Below are 16,860 nucleotides of genomic sequence, written 5' to 3'. Positions count from 1 at the left end.
TGAAGCGGGCGTGGTTCAGGCGTCCGGGGAGGGTGTTCCGGAGTCGATGGCGGCACGTGCCGCAGCGAGGTGGTCGCTGATCGCACGGATCAGCGGCTGGCAGCCTTCGCCGGATACGGCGGAGATCGAGAACACCGGCGCCTTCCAGCGCAGTCGGCGCACGATGTCTTTCTGCAGCTTCGTCGCATCTCCGTCGGGCAGCGCATCGATCTTGTTCAGGATGAGCCAGCGTGGCTTGTCGCCGAGCGCAGGATCGTATTTCACGAGTTCGCGCGCGATCTTGCGTACTGCGTCCACCGGGTCCTGTGCATCGTCCACCACGTCGACCAGGTGCAGCAGCAGGTGCGTGCGCTGCAGGTGGCGCAGGAACTGGTGGCCGAGGCCGGCCCCTTCGGCGGCGCCCTCGATGAGCCCGGGAATGTCCGCGATCACGAAGCTGTTGTCGATGTCGACCCGTACCACGCCCAGGTTGGGATGCAGCGTGGTGAACGGGTAATCGGCGACCTTGGGCCGCGCTGCCGAGACCGCGCGGATCAGCGTCGACTTTCCGGCGTTGGGCATGCCCAGCAGCCCGACGTCGGCCAGCACGCGCAGTTCCAGCCGCAGTTTGCGAACCTCCCCGTGTTCTCCCGGCGTCGACTGTCGCGGCGCCCGGTTGATGCTCGACTTGAAATGCAGGTTTCCGAGCCCGCCCTTGCCGCCGTGGGCGAGCAGGGCGGTGTCGCCGTCCCTGGCCAGATCGGCGATCGGGCTGCCGGTCTCGGCGTCGTACACCAGCGTACCGACCGGCATGCGCAGCAGGATGTCCTTGCCTGCCGCGCCGTAGCAGTCGGAACCCATCCCGCGTTCGCCATGGCCGGCGCGGTGGGTACGCGCGAAACGGAAGTCGACCAGCGTGTTGATGTTGCGGTCGGCGACCGCGTGTATGTTGCCGCCGCGGCCACCGTCGCCGCCGTCGGGGCCGCCACGCGGGATGTACTTCTCGCGGCGGAAGCTGGCCGCGCCGTCCCCGCCGTTTCCGGCCAGGACATCGATGATCGCTTCGTCGACGAATTTCATCTGGAGGATGCCGGGGCGCGGAAACGAAGAAGCCCTGCCGTCGCCGGCAGGGCTCCGTCACCGCGTGGGCGGTCTCCTGCTCAGGCAGGAACGATGCTGACCGTCGTGCGCAGTTGCTCGCCCTTGAGCTCGAACTTGACCAGCCCCTGCACCAGTGCGAAGAGGGTGTGGTCGCGGCCGATGCCGACGTTGTCGCCGGCGCGCATGCGGGTGCCGCGCTGACGGACGATGATCGAACCTGCGGTGACGGCTTCGCCGCCGTAGCGCTTCACGCCGAGACGTTTGGCCTGTGAATCGCGGCCGTTGCGTGAACTGCCGCCTGCTTTCTTGTGTGCCATCTCTGACTCCTGTGTTCTGGCCGGCGCTGGCTCAGGCCTGGATGGTGTCGATGCGGACCATGGTGTACGACTGGCGATGACCCTGGCTGCGGCGATAATGCTTGCGCCGACGCATCTTGAAGATATGGACCTTGTCGCCGCGTCCTTCGCCGATCACGGTAGCCTTCACCGTCGCGTTCTCGAGCAGCGGCTTGCCGACGGACAGTGTCTCGCCATCGGACACCATCAGGACCTTGTCCAGCGCGATTTCGTCGCCGACGGCAACCGCCAGCTTCTCGATGTTCAGTTGATCGCCGACGGCAACGCGGTACTGCTTGCCACCGGTCTGGATGACCGCATACATGGGAACGCTCCTGGGAAGACTGGCCGGCGCATCCGGCACACCGGAAACTACGGAACCCGCAATGATACCCACGCGATCGGCCGCAGTCAAAGGAAAGGATGGCGATCGGCGTGCAGACGAGCCGCGCCGCCTCCCGGGCCATCCCTGCGGCGTGCATTGCAGCCTGGACGCCTGCCCGCAGTGGCTCCTGCTATCCTATCGGGCTTGCCGAAGAAATTCGACGCTCACGATCGCGCCCCGCGCCGAGCCCCGATGGAAGTGTTCCGCACCCTTATCAAGGCCGACCTCGACGCGGTCGAGCAGATCATCCGCGACAGGCTGGCCTCCGAGGTGCCGCTGATCCGGCAGGTCGCCGAGTATCTCGTCTCCAGCGGCGGCAAGCGGTTGCGACCGGCGCTTGTGGTGCTGGCTGCGGGCGCCTCCGGCTACCACGGCCGGGCCCATCTCGAGATCGCGGCGGTGGTCGAGTTCATACATACGGCCACGCTGCTGCATGACGACGTCGTCGACGAGTCGTCGCTGCGCCGCGGGCGGCCGACCGCCAATGCCAGCTTCGGCAATGCCGCCAGCGTACTGGTCGGCGATTTCATCTATTCGCGCGCCTTCCAGATGATGGTCGGGATCGGCGACCTCCGGGTGCTCGAGGTGCTGGCCGACGCAACGAACGTGATCGCCGAGGGCGAAGTGCTGCAACTGCTCGGCGTGCACAACGCCGACCTGACCGAGGCCGAATACCTGCGGGTGGTGCGGTCGAAGACCGCGAAGCTGTTCGAGGCGTCCGCCCGGCTCGGCTCGGTGCTTGCACGCCAGTCGCCGGCACGAGAACAGGCGCTCGCCGCGTACGGGATGCACCTCGGTACCGCATTCCAGCTGATCGACGACGTGCTGGACTATTCGGGTGACCGGACTTCGATCGGCAAGAACCTCGGCGACGACCTCGCCGAAGGCAAGTCGACGCTGCCGCTGATCCATGCACTCGCCAACGCACCTGGTGCGCAGCGCGTCATGTTGCGCGAGGTGATCGAGGAGGGCACCGTCGAGCGGTTCGGCGAAGTGCTGGCCGCACTCGAGCAATGCGGGTCGCTCGCCTATGCGCGCGACCAGGCGGTGCGCGAGGCACAGTGTGCCCAGGATGCAATTCGTTCATTTCCCGATTCGAAGTTCCGCGATTCTCTGATAGACTTCGCCGCCTTTGCTGTGGCGCGAGACGTCTGACCGGGTAACCGGCCACCGATGCCCGGGTCGGCAGGGTTGTCAGATCAGTGCAGTTGTCGTTTTGTTGTCGTTGCGCAAATTCGGGGTGTAGCTCAGCCTGGTAGAGTACTGCGTTCGGGACGCAGGAGTCGGAGGTTCGAATCCTCTCACCCCGACCAGGCGCCTTGATCCCGTGAGGTGTCCCATGGCCCGTGTGGCCTACGCCGAAGAGTCAGACCATCCGGACCTTGCCCGTCGTATCCGCGAACAGCGCGGGGGCAAGATGCTCAATCTCTACCGGATGCTGATGAACAGCCCGCCGGTGGCGGAGGGATGGTTGCATCTGCTGACGGCGATCCGGCAGCAGTGTCTGGTTCCGGCGCTGTACACCGAACTCGCGATCATGCGCGTGGCCGTCATCAACGATGCGCCTTATGAATTCGCCGCGCACCTTCCGTTCGCGCGCAAGGAAGGCATGTCCGACACGCAACTCGAGGCCTTGCGCACGCTTCCGGCACTGGCGCTGCCGCCGGCGGACCTGTTCGACGACCGTGCGCGGGCGGTGATCGCCTATGCCGATTCGATGACGCGCGAGATCCACGTGCCCGACGCCGTGTTCGACGCGACTGCACGGTTCTTCGACCCGCGCCAGATGGTCGAACTGACCGCCACCGTAGGTGCCTACAACATGGTCTCGCGCTTCCTGGAAGCACTGCACATGGATCCCGAGGCGCCGGGACAGTGACGCACCCGCGAAACGGGCCACCTTGATCAAGTACCTGGTGCTGATCGCGGTGATCGCGGTGATCGTCTGGATGGTCACCGGGAAGGCACGTGCCGCGGCCCGTCGTGACCGGCGGCAGACTGGCCGGCCGGTCGAGGATATGGTCCGTTGCGCGCACTGCGGTGTGTTCCTGCCCAAGGCTGAGAGCGTGGAGGCGCGCGGCGCGCGGTTCTGCAGCCGGGAACACGAGCGGTTGCACTGAGCATGGCGGGCGCCGTGGCGGTGGCGAGCGCGGGTCGTGCCTCCCGCGACGACTACTGGCGGTCGCTGCTGTACTTCAACGTCTACCGCTGCCTGGTGCCGGTGGTGATGCTCGCGATCTGGCTGCTCGACCAGCAGCAGTTGTTCGGGCGCAGCCAGCCGCAACTGTTCCTGTGGGCGATGGGCCTCTATGCCGTCTTTTCGGCCAGTGCCCTCGTGGGGATCCTCGCGCGCAAGCCCGACTTCGAGACCCAGCTCACCACGCACGCCGTGGCCGACGCGCTGTTCGTCGTGCTGGCGATGCACGCAAGCGGCGGCCTCTCCAGCGGGCTGGGGCTGCTGCTGCTGGCGTCGCAGGCGGGCGCTGCGCTGATCAGCCGGGGCCGGATGATGCTGTTCTACGCGGCGGTGGGATCGCTCTCCGTGCTCGGCGAGCAGGCATGGAGTGTCCTGTCGGATCCGGACCGGCCCGCGCAGTTCGTGCAGGCCGGGCTGCTCAGCATCTGCTACTTCGCCACTGCGTTCCTGGCACGCTCCCTGGCGGGTTACGCAGTCGCGAGCGAGCGCCTGGCGGCGCAGCGGGGCGTCGATCTCGCGAACCTGGCCGAGGTCAACAAGCTGATCATCCAGGACATGCAGGACGGCGTAGTGGTGGTCGACGAGCGAGGGATCATCCGCCAGATCAACAGCCGGGCGGTCGAACTGCTCGGCGGGCGCGGCCTGCCGGAACGCCATGCCACGCTGAGCGAGTATTCGCCGCAGGTGGCCGAGGCCCATGCGCGCTGGCAGCACGATCGGGTGCCGCTGGCGAAGGCGCTGCGGCTGCCGCAGCCCGGCAAGCCCGCCCTGCGCGAAGTCGGCCTGCGCGTGGTTCCGGTCGGCGGCGGCGCGGTCGGGCGGTCGGTACTGTTCCTGGAGGATCTGTCGCGCATTCAGGCCGAAGCGCAACAGCTGAAGCTGGCGGCCCTGGGCAGGCTTACCGCGAACATCGCGCACGAGATCCGCAACCCGCTCTCGGCGATCAACCATGCGACCGAATTGCTGCAGGAAGCGGAGTCGGCCAGCGCCACCGATGCGCGCCTGTTGCAGATCATCCATGACAACACGCACCGGATCGACGGCATGGTGCAGGAGGTGCTGAAGCTGAACCGGCGCGACCGCGTTCATCGCGAGAGCGTCGAGTTGGGCAGCTACCTCGGCACCTTCGCGATCGAGTTCTGCGACAACGAACGCATCGATCGGTCGGTGCTGGTGGTCGAGGCCGAAGGACCGCTCGGCGTGCAGTTCGATCGCAGCCACCTGAATCAGGTGATGTGGAACCTCTGCCGCAATGCGCTGCGCCACGGCAGCCAGTCGGCCGGCAGCATCCGCATAGCGGTGCGCTGCGCCGGGCCGGCGAGCGTGTTCATCGACGTGCTCGACGATGGCCCGGGCATCCCGCCGGCCGTGCAGCAGCACATGTTCGAACCGTTCTTCACCACGGCCAGTAGCGGCACCGGGCTCGGTCTATACTTGGCGCGCGAATTGGCCGATGCCAATGGCGGTACGCTCGAGTTCGCTGCCGGGCCGCTACCGACCCGGTTCACCCTGCAATGCCAGGCTGCCTCAGAGTCGAATCATGCATGAAGTCCATTCCGTGGATTCCGTATATCCGGCAGGGCAGCACGAATGCCTGGCGCGGACGAACCGGCACCGATGAACGCGCGCGCCCTGATCGTCGATGATGAGGCCGACATCCGCGAACTGCTGAGCCTCACGCTCAACCGGATGGGCCTCGCCACCGACTCGGCCGAGAGTGAATTCGAGGCGCGCCGGTTGCTGCAGAAGCATCATTACGACCTTTGCCTTACCGACATGCGGCTGCCCGACGGCGACGGGCTTGCGCTGCTCGAGTACACCTCGCGCTTCTGGCCGCAGATGCCGGTGGCAGTGATCACCGCCTTCGGCAGCGCCGAGAACGCCGTGGCCTCGCTCAAGGCCGGTGCCTTCGACTACCTGCCCAAGCCAGTGCAGGTGAATCAGCTGCGGGCGCTGGTCAAGTCGGCGCTGAAACTTTCCGAAGACAAGGATGCGGTGGCCGGTGGCGCGCCGGTCATTGGCGCGTCGGTCATTGGCGCGCCCGTCGCGCATGCGCTGCTTGGCGAGAGCGCCTCGATGCGCCAGGCGCGGCAGATGATCGATCGCCTCGCGCGCAGCCAGGCGCCGATCCACATCTCGGGGGAGTCCGGTTGCGGCAAGGAACTCGCGGCCAAGCTGATCCACCAGAAGAGCGTGCGCCATGAGCGTCCGTTCGTGCCGGTCAACTGTGGTGCGCTCCCGGAGAACCTGGTCGAGAGCGAGTTCTTCGGCTATCGAAAGGGCGCGTTCACGGGCGCCGACAGCGAACGCGGCGGATTCTTCCAGGCCGCGGATGGCGGTACGCTGTTCCTCGACGAAGTGGCCGAGCTGCCGTTGCTGATGCAGGTCAAGCTGCTGCGCGCGATCCAGGAAAAGCGCGTGCGCAAGGTCGGCTCGCCGCAGGAAGATCCGGTCGATGTCCGGGTGATCTCGGCCACGCACAAGGATCTCTCCGAGGAAGTGAAGGCCGGGCGCTTCCGGCAGGATCTGTTCTACCGGCTGAACGTGATCGAACTGAAGATGCCCGCGCTGCGCGACATGCAGGAGGACATCGGCCTGCTGGCCGGGGAGTTCCTCCGGCGGCGCGGCGCGCAGGATGGCACCCGCGCCCCGACACTGTCGGGTGCGGCGCTGCGCGCGCTCGAGGACTATCCATTCCCTGGAAACGTGCGTGAACTCGAGAACGTCCTCGAGCGGGCGCTCGCCCTGTGCTCGGGCAGCGAGATCACCCGCGACGATCTGCAGCTGAAGCCCGTGGCGGTCGATGTTGCCGACATCCGCGGCCTGCCACTGGAAGACTACCTTGCCACCCTCGAGAGGCAGGCGATCCTGGAAGCCCTCGAGAAGACCCGCTACAACCGGACGGCGGCGGCCAGGATCCTCGGCATCTCGTTCCGCCAGCTTCGCTATCGGATGGAGCGGCTTGGCATCGAATGACGGCGAGCGCAGGACAAGGGTGACAGCGCCAGCCGCGATCGACCGCGCCGGGCGGGTGCGCGCCGCGCGCCAGGTGCCTTCGCCCAATTTTGACGCCCGTCCTCGGGGTACGACGCTGGACCTGCTGGTGGTGCACAACATCAGCCTGCCGCCGCGGGTCTACGGCGGCGACGCGATCGTCGACCTGTTCCTGAACCGGCTTGACTCCGATGCGCATCCGTATTTCGGACCCTTGCGCGGCCTGCGCGTGTCCGCCCATTTCCTGGTGCGACGAGACGGCGAACTGATCCAGTTCGTTGCGTGCGGCAAGCGCGCCTGGCACGCTGGCGTGTCGAGCTTCCAGGGACGTGCCCGGTGCAACGACTACTCGATCGGTGTCGAACTCGAAGGCAGCGACGAGGACCCTTTCGAACCCGCACAGTACGACGTACTCGGGCGTCTGGTGCGGACGCTGCGCATGCGGTATCCGCTCGGCGATGTTGCCGGCCACAGCGACATTGCCCCCGGCCGGAAGACCGATCCGGGCCCGTACTTCGACTGGCAGCGCCTGCACGCTGCGATGGCGGGCTGACGCACGTGCGCGCGTATTACAGCGACAGCTTCGTGCTGCCGCTGCCGCCGGGACACCGATTCCCGATGGAGAAGTATGCCCGGCTGCGGGCGCGGGTCAGCGCCGAACTGCCGCCGGACGCCGTCCGGCTTGAACTGGCGCCTGCCGCCAGCGACGAGGAGATCCTGCGGGCGCACGATGCCGCCTGGCTGCAGGCGGTGGCGACCGGTACGCTGACGGCGCGGCAGCAGCGGGACATCGGTTTCCCGTGGTCGCCGGAGATGGTCGAGCGCTCGCGTCGTTCCGCCGGTGCAACGATCGCCGCCTGCCGCGCCGCGCTCGCCGACGGCACGGCCGTCAACCTGGCCGGCGGCACGCACCACGCCTTTCGCGACCGCGGCGCCGGATACTGCGTGTTCAACGATGCCGCCATCGCCGCGGCGGCGATGCAGGCCGCACGCCATGCACGACAGGTGCTCGTCATCGACTGCGACGTGCACCAGGGGGACGGCACGGCGTCCATCCTGGCAGGGGATGCGTCGGTATTCACCTTTTCCATCCACGGCCGGAACAACTACCCCTTCGTCAAGCAATCGAGCGACCTCGACATCGAACTCGACGACGGCACCGATGATGCCGAATACCTCGAGCGCCTGGATCGCGGCCTCGACCACGCGTTTGCCGCGGCACGCGCGGGGCTGGCGATCTTCCTGGCCGGAGCCGACCCCTACGCGGGCGACCGGCTGGGGCGCCTGTCGCTGTCGCGCGAGGGCCTTGCCACGCGAGACCGCCTGGTGTTCGGCCGTTGCGCGCGAGCAGGCCTGCCCATCGCTGCCTGCATGGCCGGTGGCTATGCGCGCGACATCGACGAGACAGTCGACATCCACCTGCAAACGGTGCGAATCGCCGCCGGTTGCTGACTGCCCGGGGTTTGCTGCAGCACGGCATCGGTGCTGGCAAGCCGGGGCAGGCTGCGGCACGAGAAAAAAATCACCGTCACTTGCTTGACGATCCGGTCGAAACCCCTAGAATTAGAGACAGAACAACGTACATCCACTAGATGTTGTGGGTGACAGGGTAGCTATAGTGAGGCGGGGCGGGTTTGCACACAAGATGTGGGGTCGCCCTGCTCTGCGCGGCAACGGCGGTCCACGGTGTGGAGCCTGGCGGGCGGTGCCATCCCCGCCAGCCCATCGGCGCACCGCCGTTCTTTTGATGTATCGAACTGGAGACAAGCAATGCAGACAGCGAGCGAACTTCCGCCTCAGGCCACGCCGGCGATGCCGGTATCCGTCACCGAGGCGGCGCTCGCACCGGCCGATGCACGCTACGCGCAGTACAAGGTCATCCGCCGCAACGGGGCCGTCGTCGGCTTCGAGCCCGGCAAGATCGCCATCGCGATGACCAAGGCATTCCTGGCTGTCGACGGTTCGCAGGCAGCAGGTTCGGCACGCGTGCGCGAGCAGGTCGCTCAGCTGACGAACATGGCAATCAACGCATTGCTGCGGCGCCAGCCCCACGGGGGCACCTTTCATATCGAGGACATTCAGGACCAGGTCGAACTGTCGCTGATGCGGTCGGGCCTGCACGAGGTGGCACGCTCGTACGTCCTTTACCGCGAAGAGCGCGCGCGCACCCGTGCGGAACTGCGCAAGGCGCAACCGGCTGCCGGCGCGCCGGCAGCCGCTGCACCGATCCGGGTGAAGGTCGACGGCGAACTCGTACCGCTCGATTTCGCATGGCTGAAGGGCCTGATCGAGGAGGCCTGCCAGGGGCTGCCCGAGACGAACGCCGGCACGATCATGGACGCGACCCTGCGCGACCTGTACGACGGCGTGCCGATCGGCGAAGTACGCAAGTCGGCGGTGCTTTCGGCCCGCGCGCTGATCGAGCAGGAACCCGGGTACAGCTATGTCACCGCGCGCCTGCTGCTGAACGATCTGCGCATCGAGACACTGGGCGAGGAGAAGACCCATGCGCAGATGAAGGAGGGCTACGCGCTGGCCTTTCCGCGCCTGATCCGCGAAGGGGTCGCGGCACAACTGCTCGACGAGCGCCTCGGTCAGTACGACCTCGAGCGCCTCGGTCGCGCGCTGATCGCCGACAACGACCTGAAGTTCGACTACCTCGGGCTGCAGATCCTGTACGACCGGTACTTCCTGCACATCGACGAACGGCGGATCGAGATGCCGCAGACGTTCTTCATGCGCGTCGCGATGGGGCTCGCGCTGGGCGAGATCGACCGCGAGGCGCGGGCGATCGAGTTCTACAACGTGCTGTCGTCTTTCGACTACATGAGTTCGACGCCCACGCTGTTCAACTCGGGTACCCGGCACAGTCAGATGTCGTCCTGCTACCTGACGACCGTCGCCGACAACCTCGATGGCATCTACGAGGCCATCAAGGAGAACGCGATGCTCCAGAAGTTCGCCGGCGGTCTCGGCAACGACTGGACGCCGGTGCGCGCCCTGGGCTCGCACATCAAGGGCACCAACGGCAAGAGCCAGGGCGTGGTCCCGTTTCTCAAGGTAGTCAACGACACCGCCGTCGCGGTGAACCAGGGCGGCAAGCGCAAGGGCGCGGTGTGTTCCTACCTCGAGACCTGGCACCTGGACATCGAAGAGTTCCTCGAACTGCGCAAGAACACCGGCGATGACCGTCGCCGGACGCACGACATGAATACGGCGAACTGGATTCCCGACCTGTTCATGAAGCGGGTGATGAATGCTGGCGAGTGGACGCTGTTCTCGCCGGCCGACGTGCCCGACCTGCATGACAAGTTCGGCGCAGCGTTCGAGAAAGCCTACCTTCGCTATGAAGACAAGGCGGCCGCCGGCGAGATCCGGCTGTTCAAGAAGATCCCGGCGCTGCAACTGTGGCGGAAGATGCTCTCGATGCTGTTCGAGACGGGACATCCCTGGATCACCTTCAAGGATCCGTGCAACATCCGTTCGCCGCAGCAGCATGTCGGCGTGGTGCACAGCTCCAACCTCTGCACCGAGATCACGCTGAACACGAGCGATGCAGAGACCGCGGTGTGCAACCTGGGTTCGGTGAACCTGAAAGCGCACCTCAAGCTCGACGGCGGCAAGGAGGTCATCGACCACGAGAAGCTGCAGCGTACGATCAACGTCGCGATGCGCATGCTCGACAACGTGATCGACCTGAACTACTACGCGGTCAACAAGGCGCGCAATTCGAACATGAAGCATCGTCCGGTCGGCATCGGCCTGATGGGCTTCCAGGACTGCCTGCACGAACTGCGCATCCCGACCGCGTCGCAGGAAGCGGTCGAATTCGCCGATCGCTCGATGGAGGCCATTTCGTACTACGCGATCTGGGCATCGACCGAGCTCGCCGCCGAGCGGGGCCGTTACGCGACGTTCAAGGGCTCCCTCTGGGACCGCGGCATCCTGCCGATCGACACGATCCGCCTGCTGCGCGAGGAGCGGGGCGGTTTCGTCGAGTGCGACGAGTCGGCTACCCTGGACTGGGACGCGCTGCGCGCGCGGATAGCGCGCCACGGCATGCGCAACTCGAACACGATGGCGATCGCTCCGACCGCCACCATCGCCAACATCACCGGCGTGTCACAGTGCATCGAGCCGACCTTCCAGAACCTGTATGTGAAGTCGAACCTGTCGGGCGAGTTCACCGTGGTCAACGAGTACCTCGTGCGCGACCTGAAGAAGCTCGGCATGTGGGACGAGGTGATGATCTCCGACCTCAAGTACTTCGATGGCAGCCTGGCGAAGATCGACCGCATCCCGGCCGAAGTGCGCAGCCTGTATGCGACCGCGTTCGAGGTCGATCCGTCCTGGCTGGTCGAGGCCGCGGCCCGGCGCCAGAAGTGGATCGACCAGTCGCAGTCGCTGAACATCTACATGGCCGGCGCGTCGGGCAAGCGGCTCGACGACACTTACAAGCTGGCGTGGCTGCGCGGCCTGAAGACCACCTACTACCTGCGCACGATCGGTGCCACGTCCGCCGAGAAGTCCACGATCAAGGCCGGCCAGCTCAATGCGGTCGCGGTGAACGGCGGCGCGGCGGGCGGTGCGATGGCGGCGTCCGCCGATCCGCTGCCGGCCACCGACGCGAAGTTCTGCTCCATCGACAATCCTGATTGCGAAGCCTGCCAGTGACCCTGGCTATCGACTGATTCACAAGGAAAAGAGACTCATGCTTTCATTCGAAGAAGATTTCGGCGCCACAGCCGGGGCGCAGCTGGCCCAGCGGGCGATCGGGCGCAGCCTCGACACGGCGGAGGCACCAGCGGCCGCCACGCCGGCGGTCGCCGCCGCGGCGCGCCGTGTATCCGCGGACGACAAGCGGATCATCAACGGCCAGACCGACGTGAACCAGCTGGTTCCGTTCAAGTACGAATGGGCATGGAAGAAGTACCTCGACGCCTGCGCGAACCACTGGATGCCGCAGGAGATCCAGATGAGCCGCGATATCGCGCTCTGGAAGGATCCGAACGGCCTGACCGAGGACGAGCGCAGGCTGGTCAAGCGCAACCTCGGATTCTTCGTGACCGCGGATTCGCTCGCAGCCAACAACATCGTGCTTGGTACCTATCGTCACATCACGGCGCCGGAGTGCCGGCAGTATCTGCTGCGCCAGGCGTTCGAGGAGGCGATCCATACGCACGCCTACCAGTACATCGTCGAGTCGCTCGGCCTCGACGAGAGCGAGGTGTTCAACGCCTACCATGAAGTCGCTTCGATCCGGGCCAAGGACGAGTTCCTGATTCCCTTCATCGACACGCTGACCAACCCGGCGTTTCGCACCGGCACGCCGGAAGCCGACCAGAAATTGCTCAAGAGCCTGATCGTCTTCGCCTGCATCATGGAAGGCCTGTTCTTCTACGTGGGCTTCGTACAGATCCTGGCGCTCGGCCGCCAGAACAAGATGACCGGCGCGGCGGAGCAGTACCAGTACATCCTTCGCGACGAGTCGATGCACTGCAACTTCGGCATCGACCTGATCAACACGGTGAAGGCGGAGAACCCGCACCTCTGGACGCCGGAGTTCCGCGAAGAGATGCGGCAACTGATGAACACCGCTGTCGAACTCGAGTACCGCTACGCGGAAGACACGATGCCGCGCGGCGTTCTCGGCCTTAATGCGCCGATGTTCAAGGAGTATCTGCGGTATATTTCCAATCGTCGATGCCAGCAGATCGGGCTCGAGCCTCTCTTCCCCGGTGCGAATAATCCCTTCCCCTGGATGAGCGAAATGATCGACCTCAAGAAGGAACGCAACTTCTTCGAGGCGCGTGTCATCGAGTATCAGACCGGCGGCGCACTGTCCTGGGAATGAAGTGCGCTCGTTAATCCACCCCAGTTCTCACAGCGGGAGTCACTGATGGCCAAGAAAGTCGCGAAGAAGGTTGCACGGAAATCCACGGCGAAGAAAACGGCACGACCGGTTGCCAAGAAGGCGACGGGGAAGGCTCCGGGGCGCGTACCCGCCAAGAAGGTGGCGAAGAAGGTCGCGAAGAAAGCGACCCGCAAGGCGGCCAAGAAGGTGGCGAAGGTCGCACGCACGCCAGCCAAGAAAGCGGCGCCGAAGAAGGCCCTTGCGAAGAGCGCGAAGAAAGCAGTCGGCAAGACCGCGAAGAAGGTCGCGAAGAAATCTACCGCCAAGGCGGCAAAGAAGGCTGCCCGGAAGGCCGCAAAGAAGGCTGCGAAGAAAGGTGGTGGCAAGGCGGCCGGCAAGGGCGGCAAGGAAGCAGCCGGCAGGGCTCCCTCGCGTGCGCACGCGCAGCCTGCGGTGGTGAAGGCGGTGGCGAAGGCTGTCGCGAAGTCGATGGCGAAGGCGGTGCCCAGGAAGAGCGCACAAAAAAAGACAGCCCCAGGACCGGCGGTCGTCAGAACTCCGGAAAAGCCTGCAGTTGGGAAGTCGATAGCGAAGCCCGCGACGGCAACTATGGTCAACCCGGTTACAGCGCCTGCTTCATCACTCGCAGCGCCCCGGCCGGTTACCGTGCCGGGTGCCTGGCCCTTCCCGATATTCGGGCGTTGACCGGCTGCGATTTCGAAGCTCTGCCGACCCTTCTTTCAGGCGTACCGCCGAGGCTTTCACATCGGCTGTCGCCTGATCGAGAAACACTGGTTCGACAGTCTGGAGTTGCTTCCGCCAGCCTTGTGGGCTGCGAGAAAAGAATAGCAGACCGACCGAACTGCGCCTATCGTCACCGTCCGATTTCTCTGCAAATCAATGTAACGCATTGATTGTCAAAGAAAATAATTTCAGGGATGAGCGTGCGGACAGGTTCTGCATTGACCCTATGCGACGGTCGGGAATACGTTCGCGTTTTCGTGAGAAGTGCTTGTTTATGGGGCGATAGCGTCCGCCAGACGAGCCCCATGCTCAGCGATCGGCCTGCGGACTGAAGGGGTCGGCTACCCCTTGAGACAATCGCTCATGAATTTCTTGCGGTCGTCGCCCTTCAGCGCCTTGCTTCCGGCCTCGGTGTTGCAATTGGCCATGCGTTCCTGCTGCGGCGTGCGGGCTGGAGCCATCGGTACCTCGCCCTTCAGGCAGGCGCTCATGAACTTCTTGCGGTCGTCGCCCTTCATTTCCTTCTGCGCAGCCATCCGGTTGCAGGTTCCCATCAGTTCCTGCTGCTTCGTGCGCGCGTCTTCCGCGGCATGCGCCGCGAGTGGCATCGCAACGGATATGATCGAAAACACTGCAGCGGCGGATACCGCCCTGACCATGGCGAGCATGCTGGACCTCCTCGGGGCAAATGCGCGGGCCGGGATGGCTGCGCCCTTCACCAGCGTGACTATGCCATACCAGCACCGGCCCGGTGTCGTGCAGCCTGCACGGGCATGGCCGCTTGCCATGGACGATCAGTGCGTGGCGTCGAGGATGCGTCCGGCCAGGTCCAGGCCGCTGAGGCATGCGCCCTCGACCCTGGATCCGGCGAGCCAGTCGCCACACGCCCCCGCGCTGCTTGTGGCATCGAACAGGCAGGCGAGATCGGTTCGGGCACCAGGACCGGCGTAGCGCCAGCGATGCGCCCGTGCGGTCAGCGGCGCGCGGCTGTATCCGGTGACGCGGCTGAACTCCGCCAGCATGCGCGCGCAGACTGCTTCGGCCGGATCTTCAAGGGCTGTTTCGCTCCAGTCGCGCGCAGCGTGCAGGACCCAGCATTCCGGGCCGGGGTCGCGGCCCGGCTTGGCATTGTTGCGTGCGATCCAGGTGAGGGCCGAGCCGTTGACGAAGGCCGCATCGAAGCCGGCCTCGACCGGTGCATCGAACGAGGCCAGCACCGCCCAGCACGGCACCATCGGCAGCGCGCGGGCCTGCGCCTGCAGGCCGCCGGCTTCGCCGAGCAGCATGGCAGCCTGCGGGGAAGGTATCGCAGCCACCAGCCAGTCGAAGCTGCCCTCCGGTGCCACGGCGGCACCCTTGCCGTCGGCGGCGGAGAGTTGCCACTGTTTCCGGTGACCGGCGCCTGCGACGCGGCGCGCGGCGGTGACCGTGCAGTCGGTACGTACCTCGAGGCCATCGGCGAGCGTGCGGCCGATGCGATTCATTGCCGGCAGGCCGACGTAGCGTATCGTCCCGTCCCCGACGGCGGTACGCACGGGGCTTCCGCTCGCCATGTCGATGGCCAACAGTGCGGGCGTCCACGGTGCCGCAAGCCCCTGTGCCACCCATTGCTCCACCCGCTCGCGGAAACGCGGATCCCGCGCGGTAAAGTACTGTGCCCCGTGGTCGAACGAACCATGATCGGTACGCCGCGTCGCGAGCCGGCCGCCGACCCCGCGCGACTTGTCGAACACCTGTACGCGGAACCCCGCGTCCTGCAGGGTGCGTGCGCAGGTGAGGCCTGACAGGCCGGCACCGACGATGGCGACGGAGGGCGGGTTCGTCTGGGTCATGCGCACAATCCTTCTTGCATCGGGAGCGTTGATCGGGGAGGCAGCATCAGGTGCAGGCATCCTCGCCCGCTGCCGGGCGCGGTGCGCGGACGAATGGAAACGAGTCGAGCGCCGGCAGGCTTGCCACCGGCAGGAGGGTATCGCCGATCGCCAGACGGGTGCCCGAGGCGCGTCCTTCCAGCAGGCGCTCCCAGCCATCCGCGTCGAGTGCACGGCCATCCGCGCAGGTGAAGCAGTCGACCAGCGCCGGCAGGTCACGGTCGAGCACGCTTCCGAGCGCGGGCATGGCCGAGCCGGTCCATGCGAATTCGACGACCACGCCCTCGGCAGGGTCGATCCAGGCCCGGTACGGCCGAGCGACCGGCGCACCCGCGTGCGTGACCAGGGCAGCCTGGTTGCCGGCCCTGCCGTCCAGCCAGAGCACGTGGGGAAAATGGTCGACGTCGACGAAGACCCGCTGCGGGCCGTTCTGGAAGAAGTGCCGTCCCTGCGCATCGCAGTGGTAATTGCGGCCGATGAACTCTACCGTCGGTCGATGGCCGATCGGCTCGCCCTTCACCAGCCATCGTCCCCGGCGGTCGAGACGCAGCCAGCCGTAGACCGCCGGAACATCCGGCCATCGGGCCATCGCCTGCGCGACAATGTCGTCCATGGGTTCCGGTGCATTCCTAGTTGCGAGTAGAGTACCCAATCCGACTCTCGTCCGTATCCGCATTCCCACCGTCGCAGGAGGCCTGCATGGCTGATTCCACCGACCAGACCAGCGAGTTCTTCGAATGGGTCCGCAAGATGTGGTCGCCCGAGGCTTATGGCCTGCCCGGCATGGCCGCGATGTCCGCAACGACTCCGATGCCAGGCTTTCCGGGCATGCCGCCGATGTTCACTCCGACCGCCGACCCGAAGGAGATCGAGCGCCGGATCAATGAACTGCAGGCGGTCGAGAACTGGCTGAAGATGAACGTCGGCTTCATCCAGATGACGGTGAAGACGCTCGAGGTGCAGAAGTCGGCGCTCGAGTCGATCGCCAGTTCGGCTGCGGCGGGGTCGAAACCGCGGTAGCCTTCGCGCAGGGGCGATGCAGCGCCCGGTTGCTTGTCCATTCCAGCCCGGCACTCGACGATGCAGTTTCCGACGATACCCTCCCAGAAAGTCGCCGCAGTCGCCCGCCGCGACGTCGCGGGTGTGGCTGCGGCCGGTACGTCCGACGCGGGCCAGTCGGCGATCCCGGGCTTGTTCCGGGCGCAACCAGCCGCGCAGCCGCTTCAGGGCGGGCTGCCGCCAGCGGAGCGTCGGCAGGGCTCACGTCGGGCAGGACCCGACAGGCGCCGGCTCCAGGTGCCCGTCATGCTGGACACACGCAGCGGCCGAGATCGCCGGGGCGAGCGCCGCCGCATGGACGATCCGCCGCCGTTCCGGGTGAACGCTGCGGTCTGAGCGTA

At 66.0% G+C, this 16,860-nt stretch carries 16 protein-coding genes and 1 tRNA gene; 10 read left to right on the top strand and 7 right to left on the bottom strand.

Features of this window, described 5'->3' with window-relative positions:
• Positions 1–15 precede the first annotated feature (15 nt).
• From obgE to rplU, 3 genes are all read right to left on the bottom strand, one after another.
• The gene (gene obgE / locus ING98_16320) at positions 16–1,059 is read right to left on the bottom strand and encodes a GTPase ObgE (GenBank protein MCA3103432.1); all 1,044 of its coding nucleotides are present in this window, start codon (positions 1,057–1,059) and stop codon (positions 16–18) included.
• Positions 1,060–1,139: 80 nt separating this feature from the next.
• The gene (rpmA, locus tag ING98_16315) at positions 1,140–1,397 is read right to left on the bottom strand and encodes a 50S ribosomal protein L27 (protein ID MCA3103431.1); all 258 of its coding nucleotides are present in this window, start codon (positions 1,395–1,397) and stop codon (positions 1,140–1,142) included.
• A 31-nt stretch (positions 1,398–1,428) separates the two neighbouring features.
• The gene (rplU, locus tag ING98_16310) at positions 1,429–1,740 is read right to left on the bottom strand and encodes a 50S ribosomal protein L21 (GenBank protein MCA3103430.1); all 312 of its coding nucleotides are present in this window, start codon (positions 1,738–1,740) and stop codon (positions 1,429–1,431) included.
• Positions 1,741–1,992: 252 nt separating this feature from the next.
• On the opposite strand from rplU, the gene ispB reads away from it, so the two are divergent.
• From ispB to ING98_16265, 9 genes are all read left to right on the top strand, one after another.
• A complete protein-coding gene (gene ispB, locus ING98_16305) occupies positions 1,993–2,955 on the top strand; it encodes an octaprenyl diphosphate synthase (protein MCA3103429.1) in 963 nt (320 codons plus the stop codon).
• A gap of 81 nt (positions 2,956–3,036) precedes the next feature.
• A tRNA-Pro gene (locus ING98_16300) sits at positions 3,037–3,113 on the top strand.
• A 26-nt stretch (positions 3,114–3,139) separates the two neighbouring features.
• Entirely contained in the window at positions 3,140–3,679 is a 540-nt protein-coding gene (locus ING98_16295) for a carboxymuconolactone decarboxylase family protein (GenBank protein ID MCA3103428.1), read from the top strand.
• A 25-nt stretch (positions 3,680–3,704) separates the two neighbouring features.
• Positions 3,705–3,920: a hypothetical protein gene (locus tag ING98_16290; protein ID MCA3103427.1), complete on the top strand. Its 216-nt coding sequence runs from the start codon at positions 3,705–3,707 to the stop codon at positions 3,918–3,920.
• 2 nt (positions 3,921–3,922) lie between these two features.
• A complete protein-coding gene (locus tag ING98_16285; protein MCA3103426.1) occupies positions 3,923–5,545 on the top strand; it encodes a two-component sensor histidine kinase in 1,623 nt (540 codons plus the stop codon).
• Positions 5,546–6,800: 1,255 nt separating this feature from the next.
• Positions 6,801–7,544: a 1,6-anhydro-N-acetylmuramyl-L-alanine amidase AmpD gene (ampD, locus tag ING98_16280; GenBank protein MCA3103425.1), complete on the top strand. Its 744-nt coding sequence runs from the start codon at positions 6,801–6,803 to the stop codon at positions 7,542–7,544.
• 5 nt (positions 7,545–7,549) lie between these two features.
• On the top strand, positions 7,550–8,443 hold the full coding sequence (locus tag ING98_16275) for a histone deacetylase (protein MCA3103424.1): 894 nt from the start codon (positions 7,550–7,552) through the stop codon (positions 8,441–8,443).
• A 318-nt stretch (positions 8,444–8,761) separates the two neighbouring features.
• Entirely contained in the window at positions 8,762–11,665 is a 2,904-nt protein-coding gene (locus tag ING98_16270; GenBank protein MCA3103423.1) for a ribonucleoside-diphosphate reductase subunit alpha, read from the top strand.
• A 37-nt stretch (positions 11,666–11,702) separates the two neighbouring features.
• On the top strand, positions 11,703–12,845 hold the full coding sequence (locus ING98_16265) for a ribonucleotide-diphosphate reductase subunit beta (protein MCA3103422.1): 1,143 nt from the start codon (positions 11,703–11,705) through the stop codon (positions 12,843–12,845).
• On the opposite strand, the gene ING98_16260 is transcribed toward ING98_16265, so the two are convergent.
• The 4 genes from ING98_16260 to ING98_16245 all read right to left on the bottom strand — a co-directional run bounded on the left by ING98_16260 (position 12,815) and on the right by ING98_16245 (position 16,073).
• Entirely contained in the window at positions 12,815–13,462 is a 648-nt protein-coding gene (locus ING98_16260) for a hypothetical protein (GenBank protein ID MCA3103421.1), read from the bottom strand. The genes ING98_16265 and ING98_16260 overlap by 31 nt on opposite strands.
• 468 nt (positions 13,463–13,930) lie before the next feature.
• The gene (locus tag ING98_16255) at positions 13,931–14,248 is read right to left on the bottom strand and encodes a hypothetical protein (protein MCA3103420.1); all 318 of its coding nucleotides are present in this window, start codon (positions 14,246–14,248) and stop codon (positions 13,931–13,933) included.
• A gap of 135 nt (positions 14,249–14,383) precedes the next feature.
• A complete protein-coding gene (locus ING98_16250) occupies positions 14,384–15,421 on the bottom strand; it encodes an NAD(P)-binding protein (protein ID MCA3103419.1) in 1,038 nt (345 codons plus the stop codon).
• 46 nt (positions 15,422–15,467) lie between these two features.
• Positions 15,468–16,073 (bottom strand): DUF2946 family protein, encoded by a 606-nt coding sequence (locus tag ING98_16245; GenBank protein ID MCA3103418.1) that lies wholly within the window; start codon positions 16,071–16,073, stop codon positions 15,468–15,470.
• 86 nt (positions 16,074–16,159) lie between these two features.
• On the opposite strand from ING98_16245, the gene ING98_16240 reads away from it, so the two are divergent.
• Positions 16,160–16,480 carry a hypothetical protein gene (locus ING98_16240; protein MCA3103417.1) on the top strand — a complete coding sequence of 107 codons (321 nt, stop codon included), beginning with the start codon at positions 16,160–16,162 and terminating at the stop codon, positions 16,478–16,480.
• Positions 16,481–16,860: the final 380 nt, after the last annotated feature.

Source organism: Rhodocyclaceae bacterium (assembly GCA_020248265.1).
Taxonomy (GTDB): Bacteria; Pseudomonadota; Gammaproteobacteria; order Burkholderiales; family CAIKXV01; genus CAIKXV01.
The sequence above is the reverse complement of the archived record's forward strand: the minus strand, read 5'-3'. Positions and strand labels throughout refer to the sequence as shown.

Excerpts from the sequence above, each read along its gene's own strand:
- ING98_16255 (MCA3103420.1), bottom strand. The coding sequence starts at position 14,248 with ATGGTCAGGGCGGTATCCGCCGCTGCAGTGTTTTCGATCATATCCGTT.
- obgE (MCA3103432.1), bottom strand. The coding sequence starts at position 1,059 with ATGAAATTCGTCGACGAAGCGATCATCGATGTCCTGGCCGGAAACGGC.
- rpmA (MCA3103431.1), bottom strand. The coding sequence starts at position 1,397 with ATGGCACACAAGAAAGCAGGCGGCAGTTCACGCAACGGCCGCGATTCA.
- ING98_16240 (MCA3103417.1), top strand. The coding sequence starts at position 16,160 with ATGGCTGATTCCACCGACCAGACCAGCGAGTTCTTCGAATGGGTCCGC.
- ING98_16285 (MCA3103426.1), top strand. The coding sequence starts at position 3,923 with ATGGCGGGCGCCGTGGCGGTGGCGAGCGCGGGTCGTGCCTCCCGCGAC.
- ING98_16250 (MCA3103419.1), bottom strand. The coding sequence starts at position 15,421 with ATGACCCAGACGAACCCGCCCTCCGTCGCCATCGTCGGTGCCGGCCTG.
- ING98_16245 (MCA3103418.1), bottom strand. The coding sequence starts at position 16,073 with ATGGACGACATTGTCGCGCAGGCGATGGCCCGATGGCCGGATGTTCCG.
- ING98_16265 (MCA3103422.1), top strand. The coding sequence starts at position 11,703 with ATGCTTTCATTCGAAGAAGATTTCGGCGCCACAGCCGGGGCGCAGCTG.
- ING98_16295 (MCA3103428.1), top strand. The coding sequence starts at position 3,140 with ATGGCCCGTGTGGCCTACGCCGAAGAGTCAGACCATCCGGACCTTGCC.
- ampD (MCA3103425.1), top strand. The coding sequence starts at position 6,801 with ATGTTGCCGACATCCGCGGCCTGCCACTGGAAGACTACCTTGCCACCC.
- ING98_16270 (MCA3103423.1), top strand. The coding sequence starts at position 8,762 with ATGCAGACAGCGAGCGAACTTCCGCCTCAGGCCACGCCGGCGATGCCG.
- ispB (MCA3103429.1), top strand. The coding sequence starts at position 1,993 with ATGGAAGTGTTCCGCACCCTTATCAAGGCCGACCTCGACGCGGTCGAG.
- rplU (MCA3103430.1), bottom strand. The coding sequence starts at position 1,740 with ATGTATGCGGTCATCCAGACCGGTGGCAAGCAGTACCGCGTTGCCGTC.